21 protein-coding genes are annotated in these 15,304 nt (G+C 38.0%); 19 read left to right on the top strand and 2 right to left on the bottom strand.

From position 1 onward, the window contains the following. Positions 1-17 precede the first annotated feature (17 nt). The 4 genes from AC2CGR_RS21440 to AC2CGR_RS21425 all read left to right on the top strand — a co-directional run bounded on the left by AC2CGR_RS21440 (position 18) and on the right by AC2CGR_RS21425 (position 2,760). The gene (locus tag AC2CGR_RS21440; RefSeq protein ID WP_000758435.1) at positions 18-476 is read left to right on the top strand and encodes a GNAT family N-acetyltransferase; all 459 of its coding nucleotides are present in this window, start codon (positions 18-20) and stop codon (positions 474-476) included. A gap of 108 nt (positions 477-584) precedes the next feature. After that, positions 585-1,628 (top strand): L-threonylcarbamoyladenylate synthase, encoded by a 1,044-nt coding sequence (locus AC2CGR_RS21435; RefSeq protein ID WP_087968257.1) that lies wholly within the window; start codon positions 585-587, stop codon positions 1,626-1,628. Positions 1,629-1,702: 74 nt separating this feature from the next. Next, positions 1,703-2,251 carry a manganese efflux pump MntP gene (locus tag AC2CGR_RS21430; protein ID WP_131101187.1) on the top strand — a complete coding sequence of 183 codons (549 nt, stop codon included), beginning with the start codon at positions 1,703-1,705 and terminating at the stop codon, positions 2,249-2,251. Between the two features lie 230 nt (positions 2,252-2,481). Further along, positions 2,482-2,760, top strand: coding sequence for a DUF3935 domain-containing protein (locus tag AC2CGR_RS21425; RefSeq protein WP_087968255.1), 279 nt, complete (start codon positions 2,482-2,484; stop codon positions 2,758-2,760). Between the two features lie 141 nt (positions 2,761-2,901). Here the strand turns inward: AC2CGR_RS21425 and AC2CGR_RS21420 are convergent, their stop codons facing one another. After that, positions 2,902-3,513 (bottom strand): flavin reductase family protein, encoded by a 612-nt coding sequence (locus AC2CGR_RS21420; RefSeq protein ID WP_087968253.1) that lies wholly within the window; start codon positions 3,511-3,513, stop codon positions 2,902-2,904. Positions 3,514-3,672: 159 nt separating this feature from the next. After that, on the bottom strand, positions 3,673-4,059 hold the full coding sequence (locus tag AC2CGR_RS21415; protein WP_087968252.1) for a DoxX family protein: 387 nt from the start codon (positions 4,057-4,059) through the stop codon (positions 3,673-3,675). 386 nt (positions 4,060-4,445) lie between these two features. Here AC2CGR_RS21415 and AC2CGR_RS21410 point away from each other — a divergent pair, with 386 nt between their 5' ends. The 15 genes from AC2CGR_RS21410 to atpG all read left to right on the top strand — a co-directional run bounded on the left by AC2CGR_RS21410 (position 4,446) and on the right by atpG (position 15,143). Beyond that, positions 4,446-4,943, top strand: coding sequence for a PTS sugar transporter subunit IIA (locus AC2CGR_RS21410; protein ID WP_000473666.1), 498 nt, complete (start codon positions 4,446-4,448; stop codon positions 4,941-4,943). A 245-nt stretch (positions 4,944-5,188) separates the two neighbouring features. Further along, positions 5,189-5,629, top strand: coding sequence for a low molecular weight protein arginine phosphatase (locus tag AC2CGR_RS21405; RefSeq protein WP_029441076.1), 441 nt, complete (start codon positions 5,189-5,191; stop codon positions 5,627-5,629). A gap of 97 nt (positions 5,630-5,726) precedes the next feature. After that, complete coding sequence (gene rpiB / locus AC2CGR_RS21400; RefSeq protein ID WP_000869544.1) at positions 5,727-6,170, top strand: ribose 5-phosphate isomerase B; 444 nt, start codon at positions 5,727-5,729, stop codon at positions 6,168-6,170. Positions 6,171-6,236: 66 nt separating this feature from the next. After that, positions 6,237-6,809 carry a TIGR01440 family protein gene (locus tag AC2CGR_RS21395; protein ID WP_087968251.1) on the top strand — a complete coding sequence of 191 codons (573 nt, stop codon included), beginning with the start codon at positions 6,237-6,239 and terminating at the stop codon, positions 6,807-6,809. 216 nt (positions 6,810-7,025) lie between these two features. Next, positions 7,026-8,267: a serine hydroxymethyltransferase gene (gene glyA / locus AC2CGR_RS21390; RefSeq protein WP_131101185.1), complete on the top strand. Its 1,242-nt coding sequence runs from the start codon at positions 7,026-7,028 to the stop codon at positions 8,265-8,267. A gap of 272 nt (positions 8,268-8,539) precedes the next feature. Then, complete coding sequence (gene upp, locus AC2CGR_RS21385; RefSeq protein ID WP_000517539.1) at positions 8,540-9,169, top strand: uracil phosphoribosyltransferase; 630 nt, start codon at positions 8,540-8,542, stop codon at positions 9,167-9,169. 371 nt (positions 9,170-9,540) lie between these two features. Beyond that, complete coding sequence (locus tag AC2CGR_RS21380) at positions 9,541-9,654, top strand: DUF4024 domain-containing protein (RefSeq protein ID WP_000232961.1); 114 nt, start codon at positions 9,541-9,543, stop codon at positions 9,652-9,654. Positions 9,655-9,680: 26 nt separating this feature from the next. After that, entirely contained in the window at positions 9,681-9,905 is a 225-nt protein-coding gene (locus AC2CGR_RS21375) for an AtpZ/AtpI family protein (RefSeq protein WP_001171223.1), read from the top strand. Continuing rightward, positions 9,905-10,297, top strand: a complete 393-nt coding sequence (locus AC2CGR_RS21370) for an ATP synthase subunit I (protein ID WP_000567600.1) — start codon at positions 9,905-9,907, stop codon at positions 10,295-10,297. Before AC2CGR_RS21375 ends, AC2CGR_RS21370 begins: the two co-directional genes overlap by 1 nt. A 7-nt stretch (positions 10,298-10,304) precedes the next feature. Then, positions 10,305-11,024 (top strand): F0F1 ATP synthase subunit A, encoded by a 720-nt coding sequence (atpB, locus tag AC2CGR_RS21365; protein WP_000399870.1) that lies wholly within the window; start codon positions 10,305-10,307, stop codon positions 11,022-11,024. Positions 11,025-11,080: 56 nt separating this feature from the next. Next, a complete protein-coding gene (gene atpE / locus AC2CGR_RS21360) occupies positions 11,081-11,299 on the top strand; it encodes a F0F1 ATP synthase subunit C (RefSeq protein ID WP_000052064.1) in 219 nt (72 codons plus the stop codon). Positions 11,300-11,426: 127 nt separating this feature from the next. Beyond that, entirely contained in the window at positions 11,427-11,933 is a 507-nt protein-coding gene (gene atpF, locus AC2CGR_RS21355; RefSeq protein WP_001142618.1) for a F0F1 ATP synthase subunit B, read from the top strand. After that, positions 11,930-12,472 (top strand): F0F1 ATP synthase subunit delta, encoded by a 543-nt coding sequence (gene atpH / locus AC2CGR_RS21350; protein ID WP_000064683.1) that lies wholly within the window; start codon positions 11,930-11,932, stop codon positions 12,470-12,472. Before atpF ends, atpH begins: the two co-directional genes overlap by 4 nt. An 11-nt stretch (positions 12,473-12,483) precedes the next feature. Beyond that, positions 12,484-13,992, top strand: a complete 1,509-nt coding sequence (gene atpA / locus AC2CGR_RS21345; RefSeq protein WP_000027512.1) for a F0F1 ATP synthase subunit alpha — start codon at positions 12,484-12,486, stop codon at positions 13,990-13,992. 290 nt (positions 13,993-14,282) lie between these two features. Next, a complete protein-coding gene (atpG, locus tag AC2CGR_RS21340; RefSeq protein ID WP_000157696.1) occupies positions 14,283-15,143 on the top strand; it encodes a F0F1 ATP synthase subunit gamma in 861 nt (286 codons plus the stop codon). Positions 15,144-15,304 lie beyond the last annotated feature (161 nt).

Below are 15,304 nucleotides of genomic sequence, written 5' to 3'. Positions count from 1 at the left end.
AAGAGGAGGGATTTATTATGAAGAAGGTATATTTTGCGACGAAAGCAGATGTGGAAAGATTGCATTCTTTTTTCGGACAAGCTAATAAAAAAGATGATAAAATAAATGAGTTGTACGCGCAATTTATGATTTTGGAAGAGGCGGAAGAAATACGGGCAGTCATTGGATATGAACAAAGTGAAGAAAACGCACTTATTCGTTCTTGTTTATTCACACCTAATGTGGATAAACAGACTTTCTTATATTTTTTTGAAATGTTTTTGCAGTATATGAAAGAAAAAAATATTCGACAATTGTACTTACTAACAAATCATCCACAATCTATAACAATCTTTCAGTTTTTTGACTTTGTTACTATAGAGAAAGAAAACGTACCAGAGGGAATTCGACAGTTAGAACACTTTTGTAAAAATATAAAAGAGCCAAATGCAATAATACTAAATTGTCAGCTATTCACAAAGTTATCCACGGATTAATTAGGTTTATCCACATTTTGTGGATAAACCTTGTTTGTCTTTTGGATAAATCTCATAGTAAACTAAAAATAGACAAGTATTTCATGGTAGAAAAGGACGTGGGAAAAAATGCATACAAATATGTGGGTTGTGGATAATGTTGTGGAAAGAAAAAAATATTATCCACAGTTACAAGAAGCAGCAAAATTATTAAGGGAAAATGAAGCGATTGCCTTCCCTACAGAAACGGTATATGGACTAGGTGCAAATGCGATGAATGATGAAGCGATTGCGAAAATTTTTGAAGCGAAAGGAAGACCGAGTGATAATCCACTTATTGTCCACATTGGGACAAAATCGCAGTTAGATGGGATTGTGAAGGAAATCCCGCCAGTTGCAGAGAAGTTAATGGAGCATTTTTGGCCAGGTCCGTTAACAATTATTTTACCTAGAAAAGAAGGAATTTCAGAGAAGGTGACGGCCGGACTTAATACGGTTGGAGTAAGAATGCCTGATCATCCAGTAGCTCTTGCTCTTATTGAAGAGGCAAATGTACCTGTTGCAGCACCGAGTGCGAATCGTTCAGGTCGTCCAAGCCCGACGTTAGCATCTCACGTATATGAAGATTTAAATGAGAAAATCGCAGGTATTGTAGATGGTGGTGCAACAGGAGTCGGTGTTGAATCGACTGTAATTGATTGTACGAGCGCTGTTCCAACGATATTGCGCCCAGGTGGGATTACGAAAGAACAATTGGAAGCGGTGATTGGCACGGTTTCTTTAGATCCGGCTCTAAAGGATGAGAAGGAAAAACCGAAATCACCTGGAATGAAATATACACATTATGCACCAAAAGCTCCACTTAGTATTGTTGAGGGTTCACGTGAATTTATTCAGCTTATTGTGGATAAGAAAAAGGAAGAAGGATTTAAAGTCGGTGTATTAACGACAGAAGAGTATCAGCATGTATATATCGCGGATGTTGTATTATCTTGTGGTGTTCGAAGCGATTTAGCTAGCGTTGCGACTAAATTATATGATGTACTTAGAACATTTGATGCAAGTGAAGTGGATGTTATTTTTAGTGAATCATTCCCAAATGAAGGAATAGGGAATGCCATTATGAATCGTTTAACAAAAGCGGCAGGACATCAAATTATTACTGAATCATAAGGTACGGTTAGCAAACAGAATATTTCTCCTCGGATAAGCATATTTTGAAGTAGCACGTCCGAGGAGGGACATGAATGACGTTTGAACAGATAATACCTTTAATAATTATGGCATTCGCCTTAGGGATGGATGCGTTCTCGGTGAGTCTTGGGATGGGAATGATGACCTTAAAGATAAGACAAATCCTGTATATCGGTGTGACGATAGGGATATTTCATATTATCATGCCGTTTATAGGGATGGTATTAGGTCGTTTTTTATCAGAGCAGTATGGAGACATTGCACATTTTGCCGGTGCTATTTTATTAATAGGATTAGGATTTTATATTGTGTATTCCTCTATTCTAGAGAATGAAGAAACTAGAACAGCCCCTATTGGAATTAGTTTATTCGTATTTGCATTTGGTGTTAGTATAGATAGTTTTTCAGTAGGGCTTAGTCTTGGTATTTACGGGGCACAGACAATTATTACGATATTACTCTTTGGATTTGTTAGTATGTTATTAGCGTGGATTGGTTTATTCATTGGTAGGCATGCGAAAGGTATGCTCGGTACATATGGTGAGATAGTAGGTGGTATCATTTTGGTTGGATTTGGATTATATCTCCTTTTTCCTATATAATTTTAAGGGGGAGGGCGTTATGAACAAATTATTAGAATGGTATATTCGATTTGTAAATTTTTCCTAGATGGTTACGACTGCTTATTATTTGGGGTATTATTTTACAAATTTCAATTTTAGGTTGGATTAAATTAATTCGCGAATGATAGGATAGTTCCTTTCTGTGCATAGTTTTGTTTGTACTATACTGATTGCGCTAAAAAATTAAACATATAGAAAGGATGAGATGGATGACGAGATTGAAGCAAGTTTTTGGTATTATTATTAGTTTTTTTGTTTTTTGGTTTAGTATGCTCGGTGTACAAATGTTTGCTGAGTTTTTAGATATTGAGTCATTGAAGTTTGTTGCGGGAAAAACGGAGGCGGCGCGTGCCTTTTATTCTCCGTATCCATTTATAATCGTTTTTCTTATTACATTGCTTTCCCTATATTTCTTAGTCATTAAGCTTGGGAAACCGAAAAAAGAGAAGATGCCGGCTTTAGAAGAAAAGAAGGAAGAATTACAATGATAAAATCCCCTGCTATTTAGCAGGGGATTTTTATGTTTAAGTGATGGAAGGAATCGGGACGCCTTTACTTTTTGATAATATCCAGCTTCAGCGGCTAGAATGGTCGGTGGCTTCGCGTCTTCCTGCGAGCCGCTTCCGCTTTTAGATTGGCCTCACTAATTCAAATTGTTCTCCTAGTTTTGCGTAGTTGTGTCCTGCTAGGCGGCTTACTGGTTTTAGTCCTTCGGCATGAATGCGCCCTTTTTCGTATAGGTGTTCTGCGACGTGGAAACGAACGACGCGTCCGATTAGTAAATCGCAAGCTGGTGAGTCTTCTGTTCCGCCAAGAGGGATTGCGCGTTCCAGTACGCATTCCATTCGAATATTTGCTTCTTTTACACCTGGAACGGAGATGACATCACTTTCAATTGGTGTTAATTTTGCTAGTTCAATTTCACTTTCATTTGGCGGAAGATTAGCTGCTGTTTCGTTAATTGCCGCTACATATGATTCATCAGAGATATGTACGACAAATTCCCCTTTTTCAATTGCGTTTCGGGAAGTGTCCTTTCTTTCTCCAGCTTTTCGTTGTACAGAAACTGAGATAAGTGGTGGATTAGCAGCGACAATATTGAAATAACTATATGGTGCGCCGTTTAATATGCCGTCTTTTGTTACAGATGTAACGAATGCGACAGGGCGTGGAATGATGCTTCCCGTTAATAATTTGTAATTCTCTTTTTCCGATTGTTCATTTGGATTAATGGATAACATGATTGAAATCCCCTTTCTAAATATGACGACTTATTGTTTGTTTACAAGATGATAGTGGAAAACTCCTGCTGAAAATAATATTTTTATTACATAAAAAGAACTTACTTCAAACACAATGAAGTAAGTTCCTTCTGAATAATCTCGAATTCAAGATAAAAATTATAGTAAAACGTATGCGCCAGGTCCGATTAAAGCTACACCGATAGCAACAGCGATTAACATTAAGTTATATTCATATCCATTTTGTGTTACCCAGTAACCGTTTTTTCCATGAACAGTGAAGATTGCCATTAACATTGTTCCAACGATAAATAATGAACCAATTGCAGTGAAAATACCTGATGCGAATAAGAAACCACCTAATACTTCAGTTGCGCCAGCCATAAATGCCATGAATATACCAGGGCGTAAACCAATTGATTCCATCCAGCCACCTGTTCCTTTTAAACCGTAACCGCCGAACCAACCAAATAATTTTTGAGCACCATGACCCATGAATGTAATACCTATAATAAGACGAATAATAAGAAGACCGAAATCCATCATTTTTGAAAACCTCCTAAAAGTTATTAACTTATCTTACGTAAGTAATAATAAAATAGTTACTTACTTTAGTCAAGTGGATTTTGAAAAAAGTTTGAAAAAATTTTACAAATTAACAACAAAAAATAAAATGTAGTAAAGACCTCTAGACAAGTTAGGTAAAAAAAGAGAAAATATAAGTAGAAGTTAACTTCTTATTGTTATTCAGACAATCAGAATTGACTGGAATTTTGTGAGACGCTACAATAAGAGTCTAGTAGTAATGACGTAATTTATTTCGAAAGCGTTTTTACAATATAATATTCGAAGTATGAGGTCTTACGTTTATTCTGATCTTTAATAGAGATTGCCCTATAAACTTTTAGGTAAATTATAAGGAGGACTATCCTATGTTTAAAAAATTATTCGGTCTTGGTTCAAAAACAAATGAAGAAACAATCGTAGCTCCATTAACTGGAGCAGTGAAAAATATTGAAGAAGTACCAGATCCAGTATTCGCTGGTCGTATGATGGGCGACGGTGTTGCAATCGATCCTACTGAAGGTGTAGTTGTATCTCCAGTTGATGGTGAAATCGTACAATTATTCCATACGAAACATGCAATTGGAATTAAAGCGAAAAACGGTACAGAAATTTTAATCCACGTTGGATTAGAAACTGTAAAAATGGAAGGTGAAGGTTTCGAGGCTCACGTTTCTGAAGGACAAGCTGTAAAAGCTGGAGATAAATTAATCTCATTCGACTTAGAATTAATTCGTGAAAAAGCGAAAAGCACAATTACTCCAATCGTTATTACAAACACAGATGCAGCTGAGTCTATTAAGACAACTGTAGGCGTAACTGCTACAAAAGGTTCAACAGAAGTAATGAAAGTTACAATGAAATAATTATCACATGAAAGGAATCCGTTTCGTATGAAATGGATTCCTTATTTTTTTGGTAGTCTGTTCCTTATGTATGGTAAAATACTTTGGGCACTTGGAAATAGGATTTCACATATATGTGGATAAGGCGCATTTTTCTTAGAAAAAATATAAGAGGAATGCGCCTTTCGTATATTCACATTTCTTTTGTTCTATTCTAATGTACGCTATGATAAAAGGTAGGAAATAGAGAAAAGGGGTGGGTTTAGATGAAACGAGTATTATTTGTTTGCACTGGAAATACATGCCGTAGCCCGATGGCTGAGGCATTACTTCGCCATCATGGAGAAGGTAAGTTTGAAGTGCAATCTGCTGGTGTTTTTGCCTATCCTGGAAGTGATGCGTCGGTACATGCAAAGGAAGCTTTAGCTGAAAAAGGAATTGCAATCGATCATGCCGCACAGCAGATAAACGAAACTTTGATTGATTGGGCAGATATTGTAGTAACAATGACGGAAAACCATAGGCAAATTTTACTTGGACATTATCCGAGCGTTGAAAAGAAAGTAGATACATTATATGGAGTGACCGAGGGGATAAGTAAGGATATTTCAGATCCATTTGGCGGATCACTTTCTATTTATAAAGAAACGTTAGAAGAGATGGAAAAACTTGTACAAACTTTACTGAAAAAACATTCAGAAGGTTAATGTTTCGTGTATAATACGATATTGGAGATCACTTCGTTCCATATATAGGAGCGATTGAGAAATGAAGATAATGGATTGAAACTTTGGAGGGGTAAAAATGAAAGTAGTAATAGCATCTGATCACGGCGGTATGAATATCCGTAAAGAACTTGTAAGTTTATTAGAAGAGTTAAATATTGAATATATTGATTTAGGTTGTGAATGTGAAGCTGGTTCTGTTGATTACCCTGATTTTGCGTTTCCAGCAGCAGAAATGGTAGCAAATGGCGAAGTAGACCGTGGTATTTTAGTTTGTGGGACAGGCATCGGTATGTCAATTGCTGCAAACAAAGTAAATGGTATTCGTTGTGCGTTAGTTCATGATACTTTCAGCGCGAGAGCAACAAGAGAGCATAATGATACGAACATGTTAGCAATGGGCGAGCGTGTAATTGGTGCTGGTCTAGCACGTGACATCGCAAAAATTTGGTTAACAACTGAATTTGAAGGCGGCCGTCACGAAAACCGCGTAGGGAAAATTAAAACATACGAAGCAAAGTAATAGATTCTAACTAGAAGCAGTAGGAAATATAATTTGGTGAACCAACCTGTGAAAGGAAGAGGCGTAATGACAGAAATCGTAAAGGTAAGAGAACAGCTACAAATTTCGCTTTCTGATTTCCAAGAACAAGCTTCATTACAAAGTAATCAAATTTTTGTAGTGGGGTGTAGTACGAGCGAAGTGCTAGGAGAAAGAATTGGGACATCAGGAACGATGGAAGTAGCAGAGGCGATTTTTTCTGAGTTAAAACAATTTCAAGAACAAACAGGTATTCAGTTGGCGTTTCAATGTTGTGAGCATTTAAACCGTGCTTTAGTAGTTGAGAAAGAGTTGGCGATGAAATATCAATTTGAAATTGTAACAGTTACGCCTGTTAGATCAGCAGGTGGTGCATTAGCAACATATGCTTATCACAATTTGAAAGATCCGGTAGTAATTGAGTTTATTAAAGCAGATGCAGGAATGGATATTGGTGATACATTTATCGGTATGCATTTAAAGCACGTAGCTGTTCCGGTTCGTACTAGTGTGAAGGAAATTGGAAGTGCACATGTAACGATGGCAACAACACGTGGAAAACTAATTGGTGGAGCACGTGCTGTTTATGCGGCGAAGGAAGAGACTATTACTTGCCGTTAAAGTTACGAATAAGGTATGTTGTCTGACTTTATCATAGAAGAAAGAAAAGACCGATTTTCGGTCTTTTTTTTCTTTTATGATATAGAAAGTCATGTTAGAATGTAGTTGAAAACATGAAGGTTCGAAAGAATTACAACCTGAATTTTCGTTTTTTCTGAATAAATAAGAAAAAACTGTTGGGAATCGATGTAATTCGTTCAGAAAAGGGGGATTTTGGTGGATCATTTAAAACGTCAAGATGAAAAGGTATTTGCTGCAATTGAGGCAGAACTAGGAAGACAGCGTTCAAAGATTGAGTTAATTGCTTCGGAAAACTTCGTAAGTGAAGCAGTCATGGAGGCGCAAGGTTCTGTTTTAACGAATAAGTATGCTGAAGGATATCCTGGGAAACGTTACTATGGTGGTTGTGAACACGTAGACGTAGTAGAAGATATCGCACGTGATCGCGTAAAGGGAATTTTCGGCGCAGAGCACGTAAATGTTCAACCGCATTCTGGTGCACAAGCGAACATGGCAGTATACTTCACGATTTTAGAGCAAGGCGATACAGTACTTGGTATGAATTTATCTCATGGTGGTCACTTAACACACGGAAGCCCTGTTAACTTCAGTGGAGTACAATATAATTTCGTAGAATATGGCGTGGATGCTGAATCTCACCGTATTAATTACGATGATGTATTAGCAAAAGCGAAAGAACATAAACCAAAATTAATCGTTGCAGGTGCAAGTGCATACCCTCGTGTTATCGATTTCAAACGATTCCGTGAGATTGCAGATGAAGTGGGCGCATACTTAATGGTTGATATGGCACATATCGCAGGTTTAGTAGCGGCTGGTTTACATCCAAATCCAGTGCCACATGCACATTTCGTTACAACGACAACACATAAAACATTACGTGGTCCACGTGGTGGTATGATTTTATGTGAAGAGCAATTTGCAAAACAAATTGATAAATCAATCTTCCCTGGTATTCAAGGTGGTCCACTTATGCACGTAATTGCTGCAAAAGCTGTTGCGTTTGGTGAGGCACTTCAAGATGATTTCAAAACATATGCACAAAATATCATTAACAATGCGAACCGCTTAGCTGAAGGTCTTCAAAAAGAAGGACTTACACTTGTTTCTGGTGGAACAGACAATCACTTAATCTTAATTGATGTTCGTAACTTAGAAATCACAGGTAAAGTAGCAGAGCATGTATTAGATGAAGTTGGTATTACAGTGAACAAAAATACAATTCCATTTGAAACAGCAAGCCCATTTGTAACAAGTGGTGTACGTATCGGTACAGCAGCTGTAACATCTCGTGGTTTCGGTTTAGAAGACATGGATGAAATTGCGTCACTTATTGCTTACACATTAAAAAATCATGAAAATGAAGCTGCATTAGAAGAAGCACGTAAGCGTGTAGAAGCGTTAACGAGCAAATTCCCAATGTACACAGATCTATAATAGATTGAAGAAGACTGCTGAAACGTAATTGTTTTGGCAGTCTTTTTTGTGGACATATATTGTTCTTTAAGTATGTATACAAATGATGAATAAATTTTGGCGATATAATGAAGGATACAGCTCCCATAATTGGTAAAGATACTAGATAGATTCATCGGAAAATCATGATTTTGCCAAATTTGCCCTTGAATATTAGTAGCGTTTTCTTTACAATCGTAAATAGTGTAAAAAAGCGTGCAAACGCATGAATATCATCTAAAGGAGAGATTCACATGGGAAAACTGTATGTATTTGATCACCCGTTAATTCAACATAAGATTACATATATTCGCGACAAGAATACAGGTACGAAAGATTTTCGTGAATTAGTGGACGAAGTAGCAAGCTTAATGGCTTTTGAAATTACTCGCGACCTTCCACTTAAAGACATTGAAATTGAGACGCCTGTAAGCAAAGCGACAACAAAAGTGATCGCTGGTAAAAAACTTGGTTTAATTCCGATTTTACGTGCAGGTTTAGGAATGGTTGATGGAATTCTGAAATTAATTCCAGCAGCAAAAGTAGGACACGTTGGCTTATACCGCGACCCTAAAACATTGCAACCGGTAGAATACTATGTGAAACTTCCAACGGATGTAGAAGAGCGTGATTTTATCGTACTAGATCCGATGCTAGCAACAGGTGGTTCTGCAGCTGAAGCAATTAACTCTCTGAAAAAGCGCGGTGCAAAACAAATTAAATTAATGTGTATCGTTGCAGCTCCAGAAGGAGTAAAAGTAGTACAAGAAGAACATCCTGATGTTGATATTTATGTAGCAGCATTAGATGAGAAATTAAATGACCACGGATATGTAGTACCAGGTCTTGGTGATGCTGGTGACCGTTTATTCGGAACGAAGTAAGACAACTGACGAGAGGGGGTTCCCCTCTCGTTTTGTTGTATCTTGATGAGGTAGGGGAGGAGGATAAATATACATAGTATATACAACATAAGTTGCATACGCATCACATATAATATAGAAGTCTTACGTCTAAAGAGCACTATATTATGGAAGGAAAGCGTTATATCGTAAAAATATAATAGTGACAAACTTGTGAACATTTCCTTCTATTATAAAGAGAAAACTGTTAGAAATTGCATATCTCTAACCAGTATTTAGAAGGGGAACGTTTTCATTTTTGGGAGGAAATGACTAATACTCAAATTTTTTGATTTTTTACGATTTCTCGTTGACACTGTTAATACCCTATTGTATGCTAACAACGGGGATAGATGGTAGGGCTTTCAGTGACAAAAATACATCTATTCCGTGACGAAAATGTAAACTTTTTATTTTGTATAGGATTTATGCAAAAAAATGAGTTATTATTAACACATCGTGAATGAGGGTTACATATTGGAGGGATGAATCCTTGCAAAAAAACGATCGCAGCCATATAAAAGCTTATGCTTTAATGTCAGGTATTCTTGCTCAGTTAGTCGGTTCTATTCTTGTTGGAATCTTTGGTGGGCAGTGGATTGATAATAAGGTTGGAACGTTTCCATTGTTTCTTATAATAGGGTTATTACTCGGGTTAGGAACAGGGGTATACGCAATGATTCGACTCATTCGACATTACTATTCGGGAGAGCAATGATGATAGACGTACATGGACTTGTCCAAAGACAAAAGAAATATATGTACTACTTGCTTGCGCTTCTAGTGCTAGGATGGGGATTCACCTCTTACAAGGATGTATTTCTTGGACTGATTATCGGGACGATTTTCAGTTTTCTTAGTTTGCGCATCATTGCACGTAGAACAGACAAGCTGTTGGATCGCGTGACAAATGGAGAAAACGTGAAGTTTAAGGCGACAGCGGTAAGTACATATTCAAGATTCGCCACGATTGGGTTATTGATTTTATTTGCAGCCAAATATCAAGAGTTAATTGCGATGTGGGGCTTAGGTGTAGGATTGCTGACAGGATACCTTGTCATGATCATAGATTTTCTTTATTTAGAGTATAAGAGCAGGGAAGAGAGGTGAATTACTAGTGGAACACGGTAAATTAGTTGAATTTCTAGGTTTAACGTTCGATTTGTCGTCAGTTATGATGGTTACTGTAGCAGCAGTTATTGTTTTCTTAATCGCTGTTATCGGAACTCGCAGCTTAGCTCTTCGCCCAACAGGAATGCAAAACTTCATGGAATGGGTGTTTGACTTCGTGAAAGGGATTATCAATAGTACGATGGACTGGAAAACAGGTGGACGTTTCTTAACGCTTGGCGTTACGCTTATCATGTTTATCATCGTATCGAACTTCCTTGGTTTACCATTCATGTATTCAGCAACTGAGGCTGGCGAACATATTGCATGGTGGAGATCACCAACGTCTGATCCAGCAGTTACATTAACATTAGCCGTGATGGTAGTTACCCTCACCCATTATTATGGAATTAAGATGAAGGGTACGAAAGAATACGTAAAAGGTTATTTCCAACCTATGAAATTCTTATTCCCATTAAAGGTTATTGAGGAGTTTGCTAACACATTAACGTTAGGTCTTCGTTTATTCGGTAACATTTATGCAGGTGAGATCTTATTAGGATTACTTGCTAAGTTGGGCGGAGCATCATTCCTTGGAGCATTAGGTGCACTTGTACCGATGTTAGCATGGATGGGATTCAGTGTATTCGTTGGATCAATCCAAGCATTTATTTTTGTTATGTTAACGATGGTTTATATGGCTCATAAAGTAAGTCATGACCATTAATATAATTTAAGTAAGAAAAAATTTATTTTTTTATAATACAAAGGAGGACAAATTAAATGAGTTTAGGTGTAATCGCAGCTGCAATTGCAATTGGTTTATCAGCATTAGGTGCAGGTATTGGTAACGGTCTTATCGTATCACGTACAATCGAAGGTGTTGCTCGTCAACCAGAATTAAAAGGCGCACTTCAAACAATTATGTTCATCGGGGTTGCTTTAGTTGAGGCACTTCCAATCATCGGTGTAGTTATTGCTTTCATCGTAATGAACAAATAAGGGAGACTCCCCTTACATAGATGGCGAAGAGTGTTTTTTGAACTTTCTTCGCCATTGCTTTATGACGAAACGTATGTCTTTTTTTTTCATATGATCAATTTAGATATTTTGAAGGGAGTGAATCCTTGTGCCAACTTTATTATTAGGGGCTGCCATTCCATTTGGAACGATTGCTTATACATTGTTCATTTTCTTACTTCTATTAGTAATGCTACGCAAATTTGCGTGGGGTCCTTTAATGGGAATTATGAAAGAACGTGAAGAGCATGTTACTAATGAAATCGACGCTGCAGAAAGAAGTAACGCTGAAGCGAAGAAGTTAGTAGAAGAACAACGTGAAATGTTAAAACAATCACGTGTTGAAGCACAAGAGTTAATCGAAAGAGCGAAAAAACAAGCTGTAGATCAAAAAGATGTTATTGTTGCTGCTGCGAAAGAAGAAGCAGAATCAATTAAAGCATCTGCTGTACAAGAAATTCAACGCGAAAAAGAGCAAGCAATTGCTGCTTTACAAGAACAAGTTGCTTCTTTATCTGTTCAAATTGCTTCTAAAGTAATTGAAAAAGAATTAAAAGAAGAAGATCAAGTGAAGTTAATTCGCGATTATATTAAAGAAGTAGGAGAAGCGCGATGAGCAATGGGATTGTAGCAAAACGTTATGCTGTCGCTCTTTTTAAAATTGCTAAAGAAAAACACGTATTAGAAATGTTTGAAGAGGAATTACGCCTTGTACAAAACGTTTATGTAAAGAACGGAGAACTACATAGCTTTTTAACGCAACCGAACATTTCAAAAGAGCAGAAGAAGACGTTTCTTGCAAACGTATTCGGGTCTGTTTCTGAATCTATTTTAAATACGTTATATATTTTAATTGATAACAAACGCATTGATATTTTACCTGAAATTGCAGATGAATATGTTGTTCTTGCTAATGAAGAACGTAACGTAGCGGACGCAACTGTATATTCTACTCGTCTTCTATCAGAAGAAGAGAAGCTTAACATTGCAGAAGCATTTGCAAAGAGAACAGGAAAAGATGCAATTCGCGTAAAAAATGTTGTAGATGAAGATTTACTAGGCGGCATTAAAGTACGTATTGGAAATCGCATTTATGACGGAAGTTTACAAGGAAAATTAGCACGTATTCAGCGTGAATTAATGAAGAATAGATAGGGGTGAAGCACATGAGCATCAGAGCTGAAGAAATTAGCGCACTGATAAAGCAACAAATCGAGAACTATCAGTCTGAAATCGAAGTTAGTGATGTTGGTACAGTTATCCAAGTTGGTGACGGTATCGCGCGTGCTCATGGTCTAGATAACGTTATGGCTGGCGAACTTGTAGAGTTCTCTAACGGCGTTATGGGACTAGCACAAAATTTAGAGGAAAACAACGTAGGTATTATCATTTTAGGACCTTACACAGAAATCCGTGAAGGTGACGAAGTTCGTCGTACTGGTCGCATCATGCAAGTACCAGTAGGAAAAGAACTAATTGGTCGTGTTGTAAACCCATTAGGTCAACCAGTTGATGGTTTAGGCCCAATCAATACAACAAACACTCGTCCAATCGAAAGTCCAGCACCAGGTGTAATGGATCGTAAATCTGTTCATGAGCCACTTCAAACAGGTATTAAAGCGATTGACGCTCTTGTACCGATTGGCCGTGGTCAACGTGAGTTAATCATCGGTGACCGTCAAACAGGTAAAACAGCTGTTGCACTTGATACAATCATCAACCAAAAAGATGAAGATATGATTTGTATCTACGTAGCAATCGGACAAAAAGAATCAACTGTACGTAACGTAGTAGAAACACTACGTAAGCATGGTGCATTAGATTACACAATCGTTGTAACTGCATCTGCTTCTCAACCAGCTCCATTATTATACCTAGCTCCTTACGCTGGTGTAACGATGGGTGAAGAGTTCATGTACAATGGTAAACACGTATTAGTAGTATATGATGACTTATCAAAACAAGCAGCAGCTTACCGTGAGCTGTCATTACTATTACGTCGTCCTCCAGGTCGTGAAGCTTACCCAGGGGATGTATTCTACTTACATTCTCGCTTATTAGAGCGTGCAGCAAAATTAAGTGATGCAAAAGGCGGCGGTTCTTTAACTGCACTACCTTTCATCGAAACACAAGCAGGGGACGTATCAGCTTACATCCCAACAAACGTAATCTCGATTACGGATGGACAAATCTTCTTACAATCTGACTTGTTCTTCTCTGGCGTACGTCCAGCGATCGATGCGGGTACTTCTGTATCTCGTGTAGGTGGATCTGCTCAGATTAAAGCAATGAGTAAAGTATCAGGTACACTTCGTCTTGACCTTGCATCTTACCGTGAGTTAGAAGCGTTCGCTCAGTTCGGTTCTGACCTAGATAAAGCAACTCAAGCGAAACTAAACCGTGGTGCTCGTACTGTTGAGGTATTAAAACAAGGATTACACAAACCATTACGTGTAGAGAAACAAGTTATCATTCTTTACGCTTTAACACGTGGATTCCTAGATGATATCCCAGTAGTAGATATCACTCGTTTCGAAGAAGAATTCCATGCTTGGTTAGATTCTAATGCGACTGACTTATTAGAAGAAATCCGCACAACTAAGAAACTTGCGGATGACGATAAATTTGCAGCAGCAATCAATGGATTTAAAAAAGTATTTGTAGCTTCTGAATAATAAAAGCGGAAGCGGCTCGTCCTGAATGTGAGGGGGATGGAGCTTCTGACGAAGAGACGGTCTTTGTCTCGTAGGAAGAAGTGAAGCCACCGAGCATTCAAGCCGCTGGAGCTAGATAGTATATATAAAAGGCATCTCGGGCTCTGAGATTGCTGACGGTTATGTAAAGGAAAAGAGTAGGTGCACCTATTCTTTTCCTTCAATCATGAGCAAGAATATCTTGCAACGTAGATTAGGAAGAGGATTCTTACTAATCGTGCCAACTTCCGGAAAAAAGGTGGTGAAAACCTGTGGCATCTTTACGCGATATAAAAGCGAAGATTAACTCGACAAAGAAAACGAGTCAAATTACGAAAGCGATGGAGATGGTATCTGCATCTAAGTTAAACCGTGCAGAGCAAAATGCTAAATCTTTCGTTCCGTATATGGAAAAGATTCAAGAAGTAGTAGCGAGCATTGCGCAAGGAAGTAAAGGAATTAATCATCCAATGCTAAATGCGCGCCCTGTAAAGCGTACAGGATACATCGTTATTACATCTGATCGCGGACTAGCAGGTGGTTATAACAGTAACGTATTACGTACAGTGAGTAACGTAATTCGTGAACGTCATAATATGGATTCAAACCAATATTCAATTATTGTGCTTGGACGACTAGGACGTGATTATTTAAAACGTCGCGGCTTTAACATCATTGATGAAGTAGTTGGATTATCTGACCACCCATCATTTACTGATATTAAAGACCTTGCTTCTCGAGCAATTGCGATGTTTGCAGATGGTGCTTATGATGAGCTGTATATTTACTACAACCATTACGTAAGTAAAATTTCACAAGAAGTAACGGAAAATAAAATTTTACCGCTTACTGATGTGGCGTCTGATAAACCAACGACAGCTTATGAATTCGAACCTTCTGAAGAAGAAATTTTAAAAGTACTATTGCCACAATACGCAGAAAGCTTAGTGTACGGTGCATTACTAGACGGTAAAGCAAGTGAACACGCAGCGCGTATGACAGCAATGAAGAGTGCTACAGACAACGCAATGGAAGTTATCGATTCACTTACACTTTCATTCAACCGTGCGCGTCAGGCAGCGATTACGCAAGAAATTACGGAAATCGTTGGTGGAGCAGCAGCGTTAGAATAGTATTAAAAAGCGGAAGCGGTTCGTTCAGAATGAGAGGGGGATGGAGCTTTTGACGTAGAGGCGATTTGTGCCTCGTAGGAAAAAGCGAAGCCACCGAACATTCTAACCGCTGGAGCTAGATTCAATAAAAAGCGGAAGCGGCTCTTTCAGGAGAGTCGCGT

The sequence above is a fragment of the Bacillus sp. LSHTCR4 genome, assembly GCF_057197025.1.
Note: the sequence above shows the minus strand (reverse complement) of the source record. Positions and strands in the feature narration are given on the sequence as shown.